Origin of the sequence: Bifidobacterium sp. UBA744 (assembly GCA_002298605.1) — a bacterium.
Taxonomy (GTDB): Bacteria; Actinomycetota; Actinomycetes; order Actinomycetales; family Bifidobacteriaceae; genus Bifidobacterium.
Genome location: DBKS01000063.1, coordinates 72,251 through 89,793, shown reverse-complemented (window position 1 = coordinate 89,793; position 17,543 = coordinate 72,251). Strand labels below are relative to the sequence as shown.

The 17,543-nt window shown below is 62.6% G+C and carries 15 protein-coding genes and 1 pseudogene; 14 read left to right on the top strand and 2 right to left on the bottom strand.

The features are described from left to right. The 10 genes from B2994_RS07460 to B2994_RS07415 all read left to right on the top strand — a co-directional run. The coding region (locus B2994_RS07460) for a tyrosine-type recombinase/integrase (RefSeq protein ID WP_291527730.1) at window positions 1–231 on the top strand (231 nt) is incomplete at its 5' end. A 118-nt stretch (window positions 232–349) separates the two neighbouring features. Continuing rightward, window positions 350–1,189 (top strand): ParA family protein, encoded by an 840-nt coding sequence (locus B2994_RS07455; protein ID WP_291527729.1) that lies wholly within the window; start codon window positions 350–352, stop codon window positions 1,187–1,189. Continuing rightward, a complete protein-coding gene (locus B2994_RS07450) occupies window positions 1,186–2,013 on the top strand; it encodes a segregation and condensation protein A (RefSeq protein WP_291527728.1) in 828 nt (275 codons plus the stop codon). Before B2994_RS07455 ends, B2994_RS07450 begins: the two co-directional genes overlap by 4 nt. A 124-nt stretch (window positions 2,014–2,137) precedes the next feature. Further along, window positions 2,138–2,671, top strand: a complete 534-nt coding sequence (scpB, locus tag B2994_RS07445) for an SMC-Scp complex subunit ScpB (protein WP_291527745.1) — start codon at window positions 2,138–2,140, stop codon at window positions 2,669–2,671. A gap of 193 nt (window positions 2,672–2,864) precedes the next feature. Beyond that, on the top strand, window positions 2,865–3,665 hold the full coding sequence (locus tag B2994_RS07440) for an NUDIX hydrolase (protein ID WP_291527727.1): 801 nt from the start codon (window positions 2,865–2,867) through the stop codon (window positions 3,663–3,665). A 53-nt stretch (window positions 3,666–3,718) separates the two neighbouring features. After that, window positions 3,719–5,083, top strand: coding sequence for an MFS transporter (locus B2994_RS07435; RefSeq protein WP_291527726.1), 1,365 nt, complete (start codon window positions 3,719–3,721; stop codon window positions 5,081–5,083). A 207-nt stretch (window positions 5,084–5,290) separates the two neighbouring features. Continuing rightward, complete coding sequence (gene typA / locus B2994_RS07430; RefSeq protein WP_291527725.1) at window positions 5,291–7,216, top strand: translational GTPase TypA; 1,926 nt, start codon at window positions 5,291–5,293, stop codon at window positions 7,214–7,216. A gap of 102 nt (window positions 7,217–7,318) precedes the next feature. Further along, on the top strand, window positions 7,319–7,831 hold the full coding sequence (locus B2994_RS07425) for an alcohol dehydrogenase (protein WP_291527724.1): 513 nt from the start codon (window positions 7,319–7,321) through the stop codon (window positions 7,829–7,831). Beyond that, the gene (locus B2994_RS07420) at window positions 7,832–8,818 is read left to right on the top strand and encodes a prephenate dehydratase (RefSeq protein ID WP_291527723.1); all 987 of its coding nucleotides are present in this window, start codon (window positions 7,832–7,834) and stop codon (window positions 8,816–8,818) included. A 41-nt stretch (window positions 8,819–8,859) separates the two neighbouring features. After that, window positions 8,860–9,894: a prephenate dehydrogenase gene (locus B2994_RS07415; RefSeq protein ID WP_291527744.1), complete on the top strand. Its 1,035-nt coding sequence runs from the start codon at window positions 8,860–8,862 to the stop codon at window positions 9,892–9,894. On the opposite strand, the gene B2994_RS07410 is transcribed toward B2994_RS07415, so the two are convergent. Both B2994_RS07410 and B2994_RS07405 read right to left on the bottom strand, forming a co-directional pair. After that, entirely contained in the window at window positions 9,875–10,168 is a 294-nt protein-coding gene (locus B2994_RS07410) for a DUF6725 family protein (protein WP_291527722.1), read from the bottom strand. The two genes, B2994_RS07415 and B2994_RS07410, sit on opposite strands and share 20 nt — an antisense overlap. A 20-nt stretch (window positions 10,169–10,188) precedes the next feature. Beyond that, window positions 10,189–13,014, bottom strand: a complete 2,826-nt coding sequence (locus tag B2994_RS07405; RefSeq protein ID WP_291527721.1) for an ABC transporter ATP-binding protein/permease — start codon at window positions 13,012–13,014, stop codon at window positions 10,189–10,191. A 159-nt stretch (window positions 13,015–13,173) separates the two neighbouring features. On the opposite strand from B2994_RS07405, the gene B2994_RS07400 reads away from it, so the two are divergent. The 4 genes and pseudogenes from B2994_RS07400 to B2994_RS07385 form a co-directional block, all read left to right on the top strand. Continuing rightward, the gene (locus B2994_RS07400; protein WP_291527743.1) at window positions 13,174–14,154 is read left to right on the top strand and encodes a tyrosine recombinase XerC; all 981 of its coding nucleotides are present in this window, start codon (window positions 13,174–13,176) and stop codon (window positions 14,152–14,154) included. 372 nt (window positions 14,155–14,526) lie between these two features. Then, window positions 14,527–16,191, top strand: coding sequence for a peptide ABC transporter substrate-binding protein (locus B2994_RS07395; protein ID WP_291527720.1), 1,665 nt, complete (start codon window positions 14,527–14,529; stop codon window positions 16,189–16,191). A gap of 275 nt (window positions 16,192–16,466) precedes the next feature. Continuing rightward, window positions 16,467–17,393, top strand: coding sequence for an ABC transporter permease (locus B2994_RS07390; RefSeq protein ID WP_291527719.1), 927 nt, complete (start codon window positions 16,467–16,469; stop codon window positions 17,391–17,393). Window positions 17,394–17,415: 22 nt separating this feature from the next. Next, window positions 17,416–17,543: pseudogene (locus B2994_RS07385) on the top strand (ABC transporter permease); the annotation flags it as partial.

The following is a 17,543-nucleotide window of genomic DNA, read 5'->3' as shown; positions in this document are numbered from 1 at the left end:
GTGTGGGAGATCATCCGGCTCGCCGGCCGTCGGGCGCGTATCGACAGGCCCCTGCATCCGCATACGCTGCGGCATTCCTTTGCGACGCATCTCATTCAGGGCGGCGCCGACGTGCGTACCGTCCAGGAGCTGCTTGGCCACGCTTCGGTCACCACGACGCAGATCTACACGCATGTCAGCCCGGAAAGCCTCATCGAGGCGTATCTCACCAGCCATCCCCGGGCCAGATAGTTGGGGTCTGGAGTCGTTGTGCCGCGGCGTCCGCCCGCGACGCCTCCCGGGGATGTCCGTACGGGTATATGCGCGTTGCGCCCCGGCGCGGAACAGGGATGTTGGTAAGGTTGGCGGTATGCCTACGGATTTGCTTGGACGCGATTATGAGACTTTTCCCGCACCGGAGCCGCTGCAGCAGCATGGCCCCGCCCGTGTGATCGCCATGTGTAACCAGAAGGGCGGCGTGGGCAAAACCACCAGCTCGATCAACATCGCCGGCGCGCTGAGCGGCTACGGACGTCGCGTGCTGATTGTGGATTTCGATCCGCAGGGTGCCGCCACCGTAGGTTTGGGCATCAACGCCAACAATGTGGAGAATACGATCTACACGGCGTTGTTCAACCCGCGGATGGATGTTCACGATGTGGTGCAACATACGCGATTTCCGGGATTGGACATCATTCCCGCGAACATCGATTTGTCCGCGGCCGAGATCCAGCTGGTTACCGAGGTCGGCCGCGAGCAGGTGCTGGCGGGGACCCTGCGTCCGCTGAAGGACGAATACGATGTCATCATCATCGACTGTCAGCCATCGCTGGGACTGCTCACCGTGAACGCCCTGACGGCCGCGGACGGCGTGGTGATTCCCGTGGCCGCCGAGTTCTTCGCGCTTCGCGGCGTGGCGTTGCTGATGCAGTCCATCGACAAGGTGCAGTCGCGCATCAACCCCGGGCTGGAGGTGTATGGCGTGCTGGTGACCATGTATACGCGCACCCTGCATTCGGAAGAGGTTCTGCAGCGCATCTATGAGGCGTTCAAGGGCAAGGTGTTCCACAGCGTCATCGCGCGTTCGATCAAACTGCCGGACGCCACGGTGGCCGCGGCGCCCATCACCATGTATGCGCCCGAGCATAAGACCGCCAAGGAATATCGTGAAGTGGTCCGTGAGCTCATAGCGCGCGGCATCGTCGCGTGAACGGCGACGAGCAGTCGTCCGAGGCTGTTGGTTCCGGCTTTTCGGTGAATCTTGACGTCTATTCCGGACCGTTCGACGCATTGCTCGGCATGCTGGCCAATCGCAGGGTCGAACTGACGGAGGTTTCGCTGTCGTCAATCACCGAGGAGTTCCTGCAGTACGTCAAAACGCTGGATTTCGCCCACAGCATGGGCGAGGTGAGCGCCTTCCTCGACGTCGCCTCGATTCTGGTGGAGGCGAAAAGCGCCGTGCTGTTGCCTGGGGACGAGGAGGGTGCGCGGGACGAACGGAGTATGGAGGCTCTGCGAGAACGGGATCTGTTGTTCGCCAGGCTGCTGCAGTACAAGGCGTTCAAGCAGGCCGGCGCGGATTTCAAGGCCAGGCTTGCCGCCAATGCCGGTCGGTTCGCCCATCCCGGGTATGTGGATTCGTCGATCGCGACGATGCTGCCTGAATTGGCATGGACGTTGGGGCCTCGGGAACTGGCGCGCATCGCCGCCCGGGTCATTGCCAACGCCCCGGCCACCGAAGTGAGCGTCCATCAGCTCCATGTGCCGCTGGTCGATGTGACATTGCAGGCGGCGCTGGTGCGGGACAAACTGAAGGCGCGGCATGGCGGCGCCATGACCTTCGCCGAGGTGGTGGCCGACGCTTCGACGCGTCTCGAGGTGGTCGGACGGTTCATGGCACTGCTGGTGTTTTTCAGGCAGGGTGCGGTGCAGTTCAGGCAGAGCGGCCCATTTGAGCCGTTGTATGTGCGGTGGGTGGCTCCGGAGGGGCGGCCCGATGCGGTTGAGGCGATAAGCGAGAGGGATTTTGCATAGGATGAATGCGGTGAATGATTCGAACGGCGTCGCGTCGCGGAACGCGGCCGAACCGCATGACGAGGCCGTTCCGGACACCCGTCCCGAATACGTTGATTTTTCCGTCGATGATTTTCCGGGCGGCCTGAGGGCCTGTCTTGAGGCGGTGCTCATGGTGGCCGATCAGCCGCAGCAGGCCGGGGACCTGGCGCGCGTGCTGGCGCTTGACGAGCCCGTGGTGGCCGATGCGCTTGAGTCGTTGCGCCGCCGATACGAGGATGAGCGTCGGGGTTTTGAGCTGCGGCACACCGCGCGTGGATGGCAGTTCGCCAATCGTGCGGTATTCGAGCCGGTGGTTTCCGCTTTCGTCACCGATGGCCAGACCGCCCGGTTGAGTCAGGCCGCGCTTGAGGCACTGGCGATTATCGCCTATAAGCAGCCGGTGACGCGTGCCCAGGTGGCGGCTATCCGCGGCGTGAACTCCGATGGCGTGATTCGTTCGCTTGCCGTGCGCGGCCTGATTCGCGAAGATGGCGTGGACCCTGATTCGCGCGCCGCGCTGTTGGTCACGTCGGGACTGTTTCTGGAGAAGATGGGGTTGGATTCGTTGGACCAGCTGCCGTCGTTGGCCCCATTTTTGCCGGATTCGGCGGCCGCCGTGTCCTCCGATGACTATTAATCCGCGTTCTTTCGTGCGAGTGTGCGCGTCTTGCCCCGCGTGTCGAAGAGGGGAATGACTATTAGTCATAGCGACTATAAGTGCTAATCTCAGATCCGGTCGCAACCAGTGGTCAAAACGACCATTGGCTGCGGTGGTGTAGCCGGCCATGACATCGGGTGCGCGGCAAACGGATATGGGAAGTGTGGCGCCAATGGGAATCGGCAATGTGAGCGAGCGGCGTATGCAGCCGCCGCAAGTCGGCGTTTCCATTGTGGTGCTGGCTCTTGATCCCGATGCCGAGCACGGGCGTCTGTGGATGCCGTTGGTGCGGCGTATCCGACAGCCGTTTCTGGGAGGCTGGGCGCTGCCGGGCGGGGCGATCCGCGCCGATACGTCGTTGGCGCAAAGCGCCTATGAGGCCCTTGAATCCACAACGGACCTCCACCCGAGCTATTTGGAGCAGCTGCACACCTTCGGCGACCCCGGACGGTCCCACGGCGGACTCCCGATGATTTCCGTGGTGTACTGGGCGATGGTCGACAGCGCGCAGGCCAAGGACTTCATCGAGGCTGATAATGTGCGCTGGTTCCCGGAGGGGGATCTGGGAGGCCTCGACCTGGCCTTCGACCATCGGCAGATCATCGCCTATGCCCTGGAACGTCTGCGCACGCGCATCGAATATCCGGATATCGCCAGTCATCTTATCGGCGAAACCTTTACGCTGCGGCAATTGCACAGCGTATACGAGGCGGTGACCGGCTCCGTGCTGGATCTGCCGAATTTCCGCCGCAAAATGCTCGCTTCGGGCGAAATCGAGCCAACGGGCGACAAAAGGCGGGAGGGGCGGCAGCGCCCGGCCATGCTGTACCGGTACGTTCCCGATGCCGGCAATCACGACGCCTACGCCCTCAGCGGTCGGCAGCTCGCCAGGCTTGACGCCCGGGTGAGGCTGAACGCCCGCGACGGTCGGTCGTCCTTTGACGCGATGTCCTCGCTGACCACCACAGACTGAGTTTGCGCCGCCAACGTGCGAAAGAACAACAGAACAAGGAGAAGAAGGAACATATGGGCACGTCATCCACATCCGCTACCGGCGGGAACGACGCCGGCACGCTGACTCGTAACGAGCGTCTTGACAGACTGCCGTTCAACAGGGCGCACCGCAAATTGCTGGTCGCCTCGGGCATTGGATGGGCCTTCGACGCCATGGACGTCGGCCTGGTGTCGTTTGTGGTGGCGGCCATTGCGGCCGACCCGCATTTCAACCTCACGGCCACCGAGAAAAGCTGGGTGCTGTCCATCGGCTTTATCGGCATGGCCATTGGCGCCGCGTTGGGCGGTTATGTGGCCGACCATGTCGGGCGCAAAACCGTGTTCACCGCCACGCTGATCATCTTCGGCCTGGCCAATGGCGGCATGGCGCTTGCCTGGTCGCTGGTGGCCCTGCTGGTGGCTCGGTTCGTCATCGGTCTTGGCCTTGGCGCCGAACTGCCGGTCGCCTCCACGCTGGTCAGCGAATTCTCGCCGACCAGACAGCGCGGCCGTATGACGGTGCTGCTGGAATCGTTCTGGGCCGTCGGCTGGATCATCGCCGCATGCATCGGAACCTTCGTGATCCCCAACACCGGCGATTGGGGATGGCGCTGGTCGCTGCTGATCGGCGCCCTGCCGCTGCTCTACGCGATCGTCGCGCGACTTCACATCCCGGAGTCCGTGCGATTCCTCGAAGCCAAGGGACGTGAGGATGAAGCCGAAGCCGCCGTGCGCTACTTCGAGGCCGCCGGCGGCGTCGCCCCGGTCGCCAGCCCCAAGGGCCGGCCGCTGCCGAAGATCAAAACCCGTGAGCTGTTCGGCGGCAAGTACATCGCCCGCACCGCCGCCATTTGGGCGACGTGGTTCTTCGTGAACTTCTCGTACTACGGGGCTTTCACCTGGATGCCGTCGCTGCTGGCCGATCAGTTCGGCTCGCTGACCAAGTCCTTCGGTTACACGCTGATCATCTCGCTGGCCCAGCTGCCCGGATACTTCCTCGCCGCCTGGCTGGTGGAGATCTGGGGCCGTCGCGTCACCCTGTCGGTGTTCCTCGCCGTTTCGGCGGTGGCCGCCTTCGCGTTTTCGCAGGCTGGTTCCGTCGCGGCGGTGCTTTGCATCGGCATGCTGCTGTCCGCCTCCAATCTGGGCGCGTGGGGCGTGCTGTATGCCGTCACCCCGGAGATCTATCCGACGCGTCTGCGCGCGGCCGCTTCCGGCGCTGCGGCCGCATGCGGCCGAGTGGCCGCGATTATCGCCCCGCTGCTGATGCCGTGGTTCCTGGGGCTGTCCGGCGGCGACAAGTCGATCGCATTCGTGGTGTTTGCGGTTGCGTTCATCGTGGCCTGCGTCGCGGCGCTGTGCCTGCCTGAGCGCACGGGCAAGGAGCTCGAAGACTGATCCGTTGGCGGTCCGCTTCGATCCCCAAGTCCCGCAGCCAGCGTCATGCCGCGTCCCCATCGGCGTGCCGGCGGCCGCGGGACTTGCCGTATCATGCTGTCTTCGCGACCCGCTACACTTGGCTCGGTTTGTGTGTGGATCCAGGTACATCAGTAGGAATACCGAATAACAAAGCACAGAACGTTCCCAATGCTAAGAGAGGTTTCAATGGCGGTACGCGGTGATATCCGTAATGTGGCGATTGTGGCTCACGTCGACCACGGCAAGACCACCTTGGTCAATGCCATGCTTCAACAGTCCCATGTATTTTCCGAGCGCGAGGAAGTGCCGGATCGTGTGATGGATTCCAACGATCTGGAGCGTGAGAAGGGAATCACCATTCTCGCCAAGAACACCGCGGTGGAGTATACCGGTCCGCTGGCGGCCAAGTACGGTCATCCGGAGGGCATCACCCTCAACATCATCGACACCCCCGGCCACGCCGACTTCGGCGGCGAGGTGGAGCGCGGCATCTCCATGGTCGATGGCGTGGTTCTGCTGGTGGACGCCTCCGAAGGACCGCTGCCGCAGACCCGATTCGTGCTGCGCAAGGCCCTTGAGGCCAAGCTGCCGGTGATCCTGTGCGTGAACAAGGTCGACCGTCCCGATGCCCGTATCGATGAAGTGGTTTCCGAAGCCACCGATCTGCTGCTGGGCCTGGCTCAGGACGTGGTCGAGGAGGGCATTGACCTCGATCTCGACCAGCTGCTCGACCTGCCGGTGATTTACTGCGCCGCCAAGGTCGGCTATGCCTCCGTCAACCAGCCCGCCAACGGCCAGCTGCCCGACAACGACAATCTGGAGCCGCTGTTCGAGGCGATCATCTCGAACATCCCCGCTCCGGAATACGAGGAGGGCGCCCCGCTGCAGGCTCATGTGGCCAACATCGACTCCTCCGACTTCCTGGGCCGTCTGGGCCTGGTCCGCATCTACAACGGCACGTTGGAGAAGGGCAAGACCTACGGGCTGAGCCGTGTGGACGGATCCCTCGAGAACTTCCGCGTCTCCGAGCTGCTGCGCACCCAGGGTCTGGACCGCATTCCGGTCGAGTCCGCGGGCCCCGGCGACATTGTGGCCGTCGCCGGCGTGAGCGACATCATGATCGGCGAAACTATCGTCGATCCCAACGATCCCCGCCCCCTGCCGCTGATTCATGTGGACGACCCGGCCATCTCCATGACCTTCGGCGTGAACGATTCGCCGCTGGCCGGCACCGAGGGCAAGGACCACAAGCTCACCGCGCGCATGATCAAGGATCGTCTGGATCGCGAGCTCATCGGCAACGTGTCCATCAAGGTGCTGCCCACCGACCGACCGGATGCCTGGGAGGTCCAGGGCCGTGGCGAGCTCGCGCTGGCTGTGCTGGCCGAGCAGATGCGCCGCGAGGGCTACGAACTTACCGTCGGCCGCCCGCAGGTGGTGACGAAGAAGATCGACGGCGTGGTGAACGAGCCGATGGAGAACACCACCATCGACGTGCCGGAGGAGTACATGGGCACCGTCACCCAGCTGATGGCCGATCGCAAGGGCCGCATGGACAGCATGTCCAACCACGGTTCCGGTTGGGTCCGTCTGCAGTTCACCGTGCCGAGCCGCGGCCTGATCGGTTTCCGTACCGCGCTGCTGTCCGCCACCCGCGGCACGGGCATCTCCAGTTCCATCTCCGCCGGCTATGCCCCGTGGGCCGGTCAGATCGTCACTCGCCAGAACGGCTCCATGGTCTCCGATCGTCAGGGTGTCGCCACCCCGTACGCCATGCAGCGTCTGCAGGCCCGCGGCAACTTCTTCGTGGAACCGCAGTCCCCGGTGTATGAGGGTCAGGTCGTGGGCGTGAACAACAAGCCCGACGAGCTGGACGTGAACATCACGCTGGCCAAGCACATGACCAACATGCGCTCGTCCACCGCCGACGTGCTCGAAACCCTCACCCCGCCGATCAAGATGAGCCTTGAGGAGTCGCTGGACTTCGCCAATGAGGACGAGTGCGTCGAAGTCACGCCGGAATCCATCCGCGTGCGCAAGATCATCCTCGGTCGCGAAGACTGGTACAAGTGGCGCGCCAAGCAGCGCAGGCAGAACAACGCCGCAAAGTGATGCCGCGCAATAGCGCCGTGCGGCGTGCCGTCGTGGCGTAGATGGTCATATATATGCAGGGCTCCCTCGTGGCAGGGAGCCCTTGTTTTACACTGGAGGGCTATGAGTGCCTTCAAACCGTCGCGGCGGTTGCCTCCGTCGCCATCGTCGGGTTCGCAGTCTCGACGCGATCCGATTCCGTTTATTGCGCGGCTGCTGCTGTGTGCCGTATGCGGCGTGCTCGCCGCGATGGTGGGTACCGGCGCGCATCGTATGGGGGCATCCGTCAATATTCCCTACGGGCTGGCGCTTGGGCTCGCCCTCATGGCGTGCTCTTCGGTGATGGCCCGGGCGCTGGCCGGTTCCGTGGGATTGGGCGTGCATCTTATTGTCGCCTCGATCACCGTGTGGCAGATGACCGGCTATGGCCCGGGCGGCGACATCATGATGCCCACGGGGGGATCGGCGCTCACCACCTTCTTCTCCCTGAGGGCCGCGATGATATGGTTCTACGGCATGCTGCTGGTACAGGTCGTTGTTCTGGTGCTGCCGTCCACGGTATTCGATCGTTTCCGGCCGGGATCCGCAGTCAGTCGTCAGGCCGACCGTTCCGACGCGTCGCGACGGGAGGCGTAGGTGAGTACGGTTATCCTGCATTATCTCGGGCCGGAGGGCACGTTCACCCATCAGGCCGCCATTGCCGCCTCCGAGGCGCTGGACCGTCTGATGCCCGGCGGCATCGAATGTTCGCTGGTACCCCAGCCCGACGTATCCGCCATTGTCGATGCAACCCGTTCGGGTGCCGGATACGGCGTGATCGCGTGGGAGAACAATGTCGAAGGATATGTGGTGCCGAATCTCGACGCAATGATAGACGCCGAGGATGTGGCGGGGTTCGTTCGCGTCGGCGTGGATGTGGCGTTTGACGCGTTTGTCAGGCCGGGCACCGACATGAACGAGGTGTCTGTGGTGAGCGCGCATCCGCATGGTCTGGCGCAGTGCAGGCGATTCATCGCCGAGCATGGGCTCACCGCGGTGCCCGCCGCGTCGAATGCCGCCGCCTGTCGCGATCTCGCCGCAGGCGAGATGGCCTTCGGCCCCGCCATCTGCGGCGATCTCTATGCGCTTGACGCCGTGGCGTCCGGCGTGCAGGATTTCGCCGGCGCACGCACCGAATTCCTGGTATTGGGCCGACGACGCGACGTCGCCGATTTGCTGGCCGCCTCACGCGCGGGCGGCATGGGGGAGTTCGAATCGATTCTCGCGTTCATCCCGCTGATCACGGGTCCCGGCGTGCTCGCCAACGTGCTGGACGTCATGCGTGACGCCGGGCTGAACATGACCAGCTTCATCTCCCGTCCGATCAAAGGTCATGCCGGAACCTACAGCTTCATTGCCACCGTTGACGCGGCGCCCTGGCAACGGCAGCTTCGCACCGTGCTCGCTGAACTGGCCGAGCATGGCGACTGGGTGAAAATCCTGGCCGTATATCCGAGGCGAGAGCGGTCGAATCCGCCGGTTGCCACCTGGATGCTGCCGGATGGCGGTGTGCATCTGGACGGCGACGCCCTGTCCGGGGATTGGCGGCATGATGACGCGGTACGAAGGGAATTGCTGTGGTAGATCGTAAGACGACGAATATTGGGACGGTGCGTCCTCATCCGATGACTGTCGGCGTGGTGGGGCTCGGGCTGATCGGCGGATCCTTGGCGCTGCGGCTGCTTGAACGCGGACATACCGTGCTGGCATGGAACCACACGCCGCATCACTACGCTTCGGCCGCTGCCGCCGGGGTGACATGCGTGGACTCGCTGGTGGATCTCGCCGCACGGCATCCTGATGTGATCGTGCTGTGCAACCCGTTGAAGGCCATGCCGTCGGTGCTCTCCCAACTCGCCGATTCGGGGGCGCTGACCGCTCAGACCACGCTGACCGACGTGGGCAGTGTGAAGGGCATGGTCCGCGAACAGGTTGTCGCCGCGGGGTTGGGAGCTCAATATGTGGGAGCCCATCCTATGGCCGGCAATGAGAAGTCCGGCTGGGACGCCGCCGATCCGCGGCTGTTCGATGATGCGCTGTGGGCGCTGACCGTAGACGCCGATACCGATTATCGGCGGTTCCTCACCGTCGCGTCCTTGGTTACCGACGCCGTCGGCAACCGTGCCATTGTGCTGGACGACACCGTTCACGATAAGGCGGCGGCCCTGATCTCGCATATGCCGCATGTGGTGGCGACCGCGTTGGCCAATGAGCTCACCGAGTCGCCCGACCGCAACATCGCGGTGGCGCTTGCCGCCGGATCATGGCGCGATATGACGCGCGTGGCGCTCACCGATCCCGACCGCACCCGGGCCATGGTCGAGGAGGATGCGGAGAATGTCGAAGCCCTGCTGCGTTCCATGGCCCGTCGACTGACGACCGTGGCGGATCATCTGCGCGACGGACGGCTGCCGGATGCGCAATCGGAGGCCGCCTCGGCGGGGCGTCGGGCTTTGCTGGACTTTTTCTCCGCCGCCGATCCATTCCGCGCGTACAAGGCGCTCGACGGCGTCGACGCGGCCCGGTATCCGGTGTCCGACATCACCGTGCATCCGCGGTCCTGGCGGCGCGACCTGCTCGAATCCGCCCGCAGGGGCGAGCACATCATCCGGGTCGTCGGACCTCGGACCTTCTCGGTGATTACGCGTTCCGCGCTGTAGCGGGCCGTAATCGAACCGGGCGCTCGGGAACCGGCTTGAGCCGCACGATGTCCGCGGCCCGAATCGACACGTCCTCGGCCGGCCTCGACCCATTGGCCGCCGCGTCGCGCGTCAGTTCAAGGGTCGTGCCGTTCCAGTTGCGGACATGACCCACGAAGTCGCGGTATTTTTCCCGGCCGTCGATGGGGTCGATCCCCAGCGAGGTGCGTACCACCACACGCGCCCCCGTGGGGATCGAAACCTGCGACAGCCCATTGCGCAACGTGTTTCCCATCGGTGTGTTCCCCATGTGCGCTACTCCGTTCTCAATGCGATGGCGGGATCCTGTTTGGCGGCTCCGCGCGAGGGTATGAGCCCGCCGATCAGCGTGAGGATCACGCTCAGCAGCACCAGGATGATGGCGTTGGGCCAGGGCAGCGCCGCATTGACCTCGTCGGTGCCCATGAAATGATGTAGCACGGCGTTGATCGGAATGTTCAGCAGCACGCTCACCGCAACGCCCATGATGCCGGACATCAGGCCGATAATGCCGGTTTCGGCGTTGAATACATTCGACACATTGCGCTTGGATGCGCCCATGGCGCGCAGAATGCCGATCTCCTTGGTCCGCTCCAGCACCGAGATATAGGTGATGATGCCGATCATGATGGACGAGACGATCAGCGACACCGCCACAAACGCGATGAGCACATAGGTGATCACGTTGATGATGGTGGTCACCGAGCTCATCATGAGCCCCACGTAGTCGGTGTAGGTGATTTTGTCCTTGTCCGAGGCGGTGTTGTTGTATGCTGCGATGGCGTCGGCGATGCGATCCTTGTTCTCGAAGCTGTCCACGTAAATGTTGATGGAACTCGGTGCGTCTCGGCTGACCACGCCGAATGCCGAGAGATTGTCGGCATAGGTGCCGGTGGAGACGTATTGGTCATAGATTTTGACCAGCGTGGCCTGATCGGCGTTGGCGATGCTGGCGTCGAAAGCACTGGCGAGCCGCTGCTCGGTCATGGCCGCCGAGCCCCGGGTCTGCGCCTGCTGCTGGCGAGCCGTGTCGCCCGCCTGCGTCGACTGCATCAGGTCCTGGGCCATTTGAGCTTTTTGGCTTACGCCCAGTGAGGCCACGTAGCGTTTGGCGTCTTCGGCTTTGGCGGCGTCGTCGGAGGGGGAGAAGGTCATGCCGTTGAGCACGTTATGATTCTGGTCCGCCTTCTGGTCGATTACGATCTGGCTTGCGTCGGTGCTGTCGATCAGCCGATTGGTCAGTTGCCGTGTGTATCCGATGCCGCTGGCCAATGGCGTTGCCTCGGCGTTTTGGATGGGTTTGACCACGCCCACGATTTTCAGTTTCACGGCGTTGTCTGAATCCATGAGCTTGGAGATCTCGTCGGTGTCGTCGCCGACGAAGCTCCAGGTGCCGTCGGTGTTCCTGACGTATTGGCTGGCTGCCGGAATGAGGGTGAGTTCCTGATTGATCGCCTTGGTATAGTCGATTGGGTCGGTGTTGGTGTTGATGTCCTCTCCGGCATTGAGCCTGTTCATCATGTCGCGGTATTCGTCGGCGGGTTTGAGCCCAAGCTCGTACATGGTGGTCAGTGGCAGGGTGTTGTTGGCGTTGAGCACCAGTACCACTTCGTTGTCGGCTGTCGGCCAGGTGCCGTTGACGACTTGGTAGTTGTTCTTGATGACGCTGCCGATGGTGTTGCCGTCGGCGTCCGGCATGATCTCGTGGAAGGAGTCGGGCGCGGCGTTCTCGTCGGTTTTGCCGGTCAGCATCGACATGCGCGTGGAGGTGAAGGTGGATGCGTCGCTGGATTGCAGCGATCCGCTGGCCATCTGCGAGGCCATGGACTGGCTTGAAGCGCCGTTGTCGATCGTGACGCCGTCCGCGTTGACCAGCGTGCCGTTGGGGTCGTGCGTGAAAACGGAAAATTTGGTGTCGTAGGTGTACTGGATGCCGGCCGAACCGACGTAGTGGCGGATGGGGCTGTTGGGGTCGTCCAGATATTGCTTGAATGCGGACAGGTTGTTCTCGGTGATGGAACCGGTCATCGTGGAGGCGTCTTTGATCGCGGTGTCGTCGGCGTAGATGGCCGCGGCGTCATGCGACTCCCCGTGCTTGTCGGCGTTGTTCTGCGCGTCGGTCATCAGGCTGGTCAGATCGAAGGTCTTGGCGTCGATGGTGATCGGATAGGCCGTCATGGTGTCGCGCTGAATCGACGTGATATAGGTGTTCACGCCGGCTGAGACGGACATGATGAGCGCGATGCCGATGATGCCGATTGACCCGGCGAAGGACGTCAGGAACGTGCGCGCCTTTTTGGTGGCGAGATTGTTGAAGCTGAGCGACAGCGAGGTGAGCAGCGACATCGATGCGCGGCCCATCGATCGATGGTGTGAGCGTGCGGACGACGGCGCCTCATCCTTCGACGGGGCTTCTTCGGCCGGGTTGAATGGCGCCGAGTCGGAGCGGATCGTGCCGTCTTTGAGTTCCACGATGCGCGTGGCGTATTCATGCGCCAGCTCCGGATTGTGCGTCACCATGACCACGAGGCGGGTTGCGGCCACTTTCTTGAGCAGTTCCATGATCTGCACGGAAGTGTCGGAGTCGAGGGCGCCGGTGGGTTCGTCGGCCAGTACGATGCCCGGGTTGTTGACCAGTGCGCGGGCGATGGCCACGCGCTGCATCTGTCCGCCGGACAGCTGGTTGGGCTTTTTGTTGATGTGGTCGCCCAGCCCGACGTCCTCCAGCGCCTTGCGCGCCCGTTCGCGGCGCTGGGATTTCGGGATGCCGCCGATGGTCAGTGCGAGTTCCACGTTGCTCAGGATCGTCTGGTGCGGGATGAGGTTGTAGCTTTGGAACACGAAGCCGATCGTATGGTTGCGGTAGGCGTCCCAATCCCGGTCCCTGTATCGCTTGGTGGAGATGCCGTTGATGATCAGATCGCCGTCGTCGTAGCGGTCAAGACCGCCGATGATGTTGAGCAGCGTGGTTTTGCCGGAGCCCGAGGGGCCGAGGATCGCGACGAATTCGTTGTCGCGGAGGTTCAGGCTCACGGCGTTGAGGGCCTGCTGGACGAAATCTCCGGTCCGGTACCGCTTGCTGATGGCCTGTATCTCAAGCATGCTTACTCTTTTCTATGGATTCGCGGTGGCGATTGTCGGATGGGTGGCCATACCCGACGGCCGGACAGGCCGATGGAGCCTGCCGTGCGCGGTATGCTGGGCGCACCAATGATAGCTCTGCGTCATGGATCGGTGGATGTCGGCACGGGAGGCGGCCATATGTGGTATGACGAACAGGTGCGCGCCTTTATGCGCTTTTTGTCCGCCAATCGGGGGTTGAGCGCGAATACGCTGAGGGCGTACGGCGGCGATGTGAATGAGTGCCTGCATGTGCTTGCGCTGCGCGGCGTCGAGAATCTTGGCGAGGTGGGCATCGATGATTTGCGGTTGTGGCTGGCTTCGGAGACGCGCCGCCATGCCAGAAGCAGCATGGCCCGCAAGACGGTGGCCGTCCGGGAATTCTTCCAATTCTGCTGTGAGAGGGGATTCGTTCCCGCAAATCCCGCGGCCGGGCTCATGACGCCGAAGATCCCGGATACCCTGCCGGTGGTGCTGACGGAGTCGCAGGCTGAACGGCTGATGGATTCCGCCGAGGATGATGCGCCCAGGGCTGGGGCGGATGCCGACGATCGTCGCGCCGGGCTGGCGCGTGGGGACTGCGCCGAGGCCGTCCGTCTGCGTGATGCGGCGATCGTGGAGCTGCTGTACGCCACCGGTATGCGTGTCGCCGAGCTGGTGGGCATGGATGTGACCGATGTCGATTTGGGGCGACGGGTCGCCAAGGTCACCGGCAAGGGCAGCAAGCAGCGGGTGGTGCCCTTCGGGGTGCCGGCTGCCAAGGCCGTCGGGGCGTGGCTGGATCGGGGCAGGATGGTGCTGTTGGATGCGGCGCGGCGACGGACGGGGGAGTCCTCCGTGGAATCCGAAGCTGCCTTGTTCGTGGGGGTTCGCGGCGGCAGGCTCAACCAGCGCGTGGCCCGTCAGGTGGTCCATGCCGAGGCGCGGCAGGCGGGGGTTCCCGACATCGCCCCCCATGCGCTCCGTCATTCGGCGGCGACCCATATGCTCAACGGCGGCGCGGATCTGCGTGAGGTTCAGGAGATGCTCGGCCATTCCTCGCTGGCGACCACGCAGCGCTACACCCATGTGTCCATCGAGCAGCTCAAACGGTGCTACGGCCGGGCGTTCCCCAGGGCCTGAACGGCTCGGCGCGGTCGTTCATTCGCCGCAGGATCGATGTCTATCATGCGGATCGGGCGCAGAATTAACATGTTCGTAACAAATCGAGTCGGTTGCATATCGCGCTGGGAACAGGCTGTGAACACGCCGGCGCGTTGCCGGGCCGTGCGATGGTTCTCAATGATTCCAAGGTGAATGGAGCCTGAACAACCAACGACTTTTTGGGGTGAGATGTCCGGGAAGACGCCGATCGCGCATCATGGAATGTAAATTGTGCGATTTACATTCGCGTTGAACAATAGAGGCACCGGCACAGGGGGATGCCTTGCATATCCTCTGTGCGTAAGCGTGGGGGCGTGAGCTTCCACGGCAATAAGAAATAGGAGAACCTTTATGAAGAAGAGTGTCAAACTCTTTGCTGCCTCCGCTTGCGCAGTCACCATGCTGCTTTCCGGCTGCGGCAGCACCAACAGCGATAGCAACTCCAGCTCCGCTGCCACCGATCCGAATGCCATCATCAACGTTTACGGCTGCGAGCCGGAGCACCCGCTGATCCCGACCAACACTAACGAGACCTGCGGTGGCAACCCGATCGACATGATGTTCGCCAAGCTCGTCGCCTATGACGCGGACGGCAACTCCAAGCTCGAAGTCGCCGACTCCATCACCCCGAACGACGACAACACCCAGTACACCATTAAGATCAAGGACTGGAAGTTCACCGATGGCACTCCTGTGACCGCCGAGTCCTTCACCAAGGCCTGGAGCTACGGCGCGAACGCCAAGAACGCCCAGCTCGCCTCCTCCTTCTTCGCCAACATCAAGGGCTATGACGAGCTCAACCCGACCGACACCGACGCCCTGAACAAGCTGACCGGCAACGAACAGCTCTCCGGCCTCAAGGTCGTTGACGACAAGACCTTCACCGTGGACCTCAAGTCCCCGTCCTCCACCTTCCTGATGCAGCTCGGCTACACCGCCTTCGCGCCGCTGCCGGAATCCTTCTTCCAGGATCCCGCCGCCTTCGGCGAGAACCCCGTGGGCAACGGCCAGTACACCTTCAAGGCCTGGAACCATAACCAGGACATCGAGATGACCCGCAACGACGACTACAAGGGCAACTTCCCGGCCAAGAACGGTGGCCTGAACTTCAAGGTCTACACCGATCCTGAAGCCGCCTACGCCGACATCTCCGCCGGCAACCTCGACGTGATGGACACCGTGCCGAACTCCGCAGTCAAGACCTTCCTGACCGATGAGAACGTCCAGGCCGTGAACAACAAGGGCTCCGTGTTCCAGTCCTTCACCTTCCCGTCCACCACCATGAAGCATTTCCAGAACAACGAAGAGGGCAAGCTGCGTCGCCAGGCCATCTCCATGGCCTTCGACCGTCAGCAGATCAACGAGAAGATCAACGGCGGCCTGGCCACCCCGGCCACCGACTTCACCTCCCCGGTGACCCCCGGCTACTCCGACTCCCTGCAGGGCTCCGACGTCCTCAAGTACAACCCGGACAAGGCCAAGGAACTGTGGGCGCAGGCCAACGCCATCTCCCCGTGGACCGACTCCGACAAGTTCCAGATCGCCTACAACTCCGATAACGGTTCCAAGGACCAGTGGGACGCCATCTGCAACCAGATCGCCGACACCCTCGGCATCACCGCCGAAGGCGCTCCGTACCCGACCTTCTCCGAGATGCGCAAGGCCGTGAACGCCCGTCAGATCACCACCGCCTTCCGTACCGGCTGGCAGCCCGACTACCCGTCCCCGGAGTCCTATCTGGTCTCCCTGTATTCCTCCTCCGCCGCCGACGGCAACGGCTCCAACGATGGCGACTACAAGAATCCCGCCTTCGATGAGCTCATGACCAAGGCCGCCCAGGCCAAGGACGAGGATGACGCCAACAAGCTGTACCAGCAGGGCGAGGAGCTCCTGCTGCAGGATCTGCCCGCCATCCCGCTGTGGTACACCTCGGCGAAGGCCGTGGCCGCCAAGAACATCAAGAACCTGGCGACCAACTGGAAGAACCTGCCTGTTTACCAGGATCTGGCCAAGTGAGTCTCATCCGGCCGAAACGTCGGATGAATTGACGGCAATCGCAATGTAATGTCATTGCGCAGGAAAGGGCGAGGTGTTCTGCCTCGCCCTTTTCGCATTCGTGGCGCCGCCAAACCATGGCGGAAATTTCCACTTTTGGTATGCAATTGTCGGTTCTGTTACATTGCCTTGTCGAAAACACTGGTACACTATCAACAGTTTGGGGCCAGCTGCACCGCATGCATTGAGGATATGGTGGCAGCAGCAGCCTTACCGTTTACTAAAGGAGCAAGCCGATGGGACGATATCTTCTGCGTCGTATTCTGCAGATGATCCCTGTAATCCTCGGCACGACCCTGCTGATTTACGCACTGGTCTTCGCGATGCCTGGTGACCCCGTGGCCGCCATGTTCGGCGACAAGCCAGTCAATCAGGCCGTGGCCGCGCAGATCCGTGCTGAATACAATCTGGACAAACCGTTCATTGTCCAATATCTCATCTTTCTCAAGAACGCCCTCACTCTGGACTTCGGCAAGACCTTTGCCGGTCAGCAGGTGATCGATGTGATCGGGCGCGCGTTCCCGGTCACCATCAAACTCGCCATCATGGCATTCTGCTTCGAAGCCATTTTCGGCGTGGTCTTCGGCATCATCTCCGGTCTGAAGAAGGGCAAGTGGTACGACTCCGTCATTCTGGTGTTCTCGCTGCTGCTGATTTCCGTGCCCACCTTCGTCACCGGCTTCGTCATGCAGTACTTCCTTGGCGTAAAATGGCATCTGCTGCCGGTAACCGCCGGCGCCAACCCCGGATTCGTCGATTTGCTGATGCCCGCCATGGTGCTCGGATCGGTGTCGATGGCGTCGATCATTCGACTGACGCGTTCCGAAATCACATCGAACATCGCCGAGGACTTCGTGCGCACCGCACGCGCCAAGGGCATGAGCAACAAGATGGTGATTCTGCGCCATGTGCTGCGCAACTCCCTGATCCCCGTCGTCACATACCTCGGCGCCGATCTCGGCGCGCTTATGGGCGGCGCCATGATCTCGGAGCGAATCTTCAACATCCAGGGCGTCGGCAATACGCTCTACCAGGCCATTCTTCGAGGCGAAGGCACGCTGGTGGTGTCGATCGTGACCATCATGGTGTTCATCTTCGTGGTGTGCAACCTGATCGTCGACATGCTCTACGCCGTCCTTGACCCGCGTATTCGCTACGAGTGACGAACGAGGTGAACCAATAATCATGGCTGCAACTTCAGAAACCTCACAGGAAGAGGAATTCTTCATGGATCCGCTGCCCGGTCAGGAGCGCTATGTGGCGCCGATCGAGGAGACGCCGCTGAAGGCCGTCGACGCGGTCGACGATTCCGT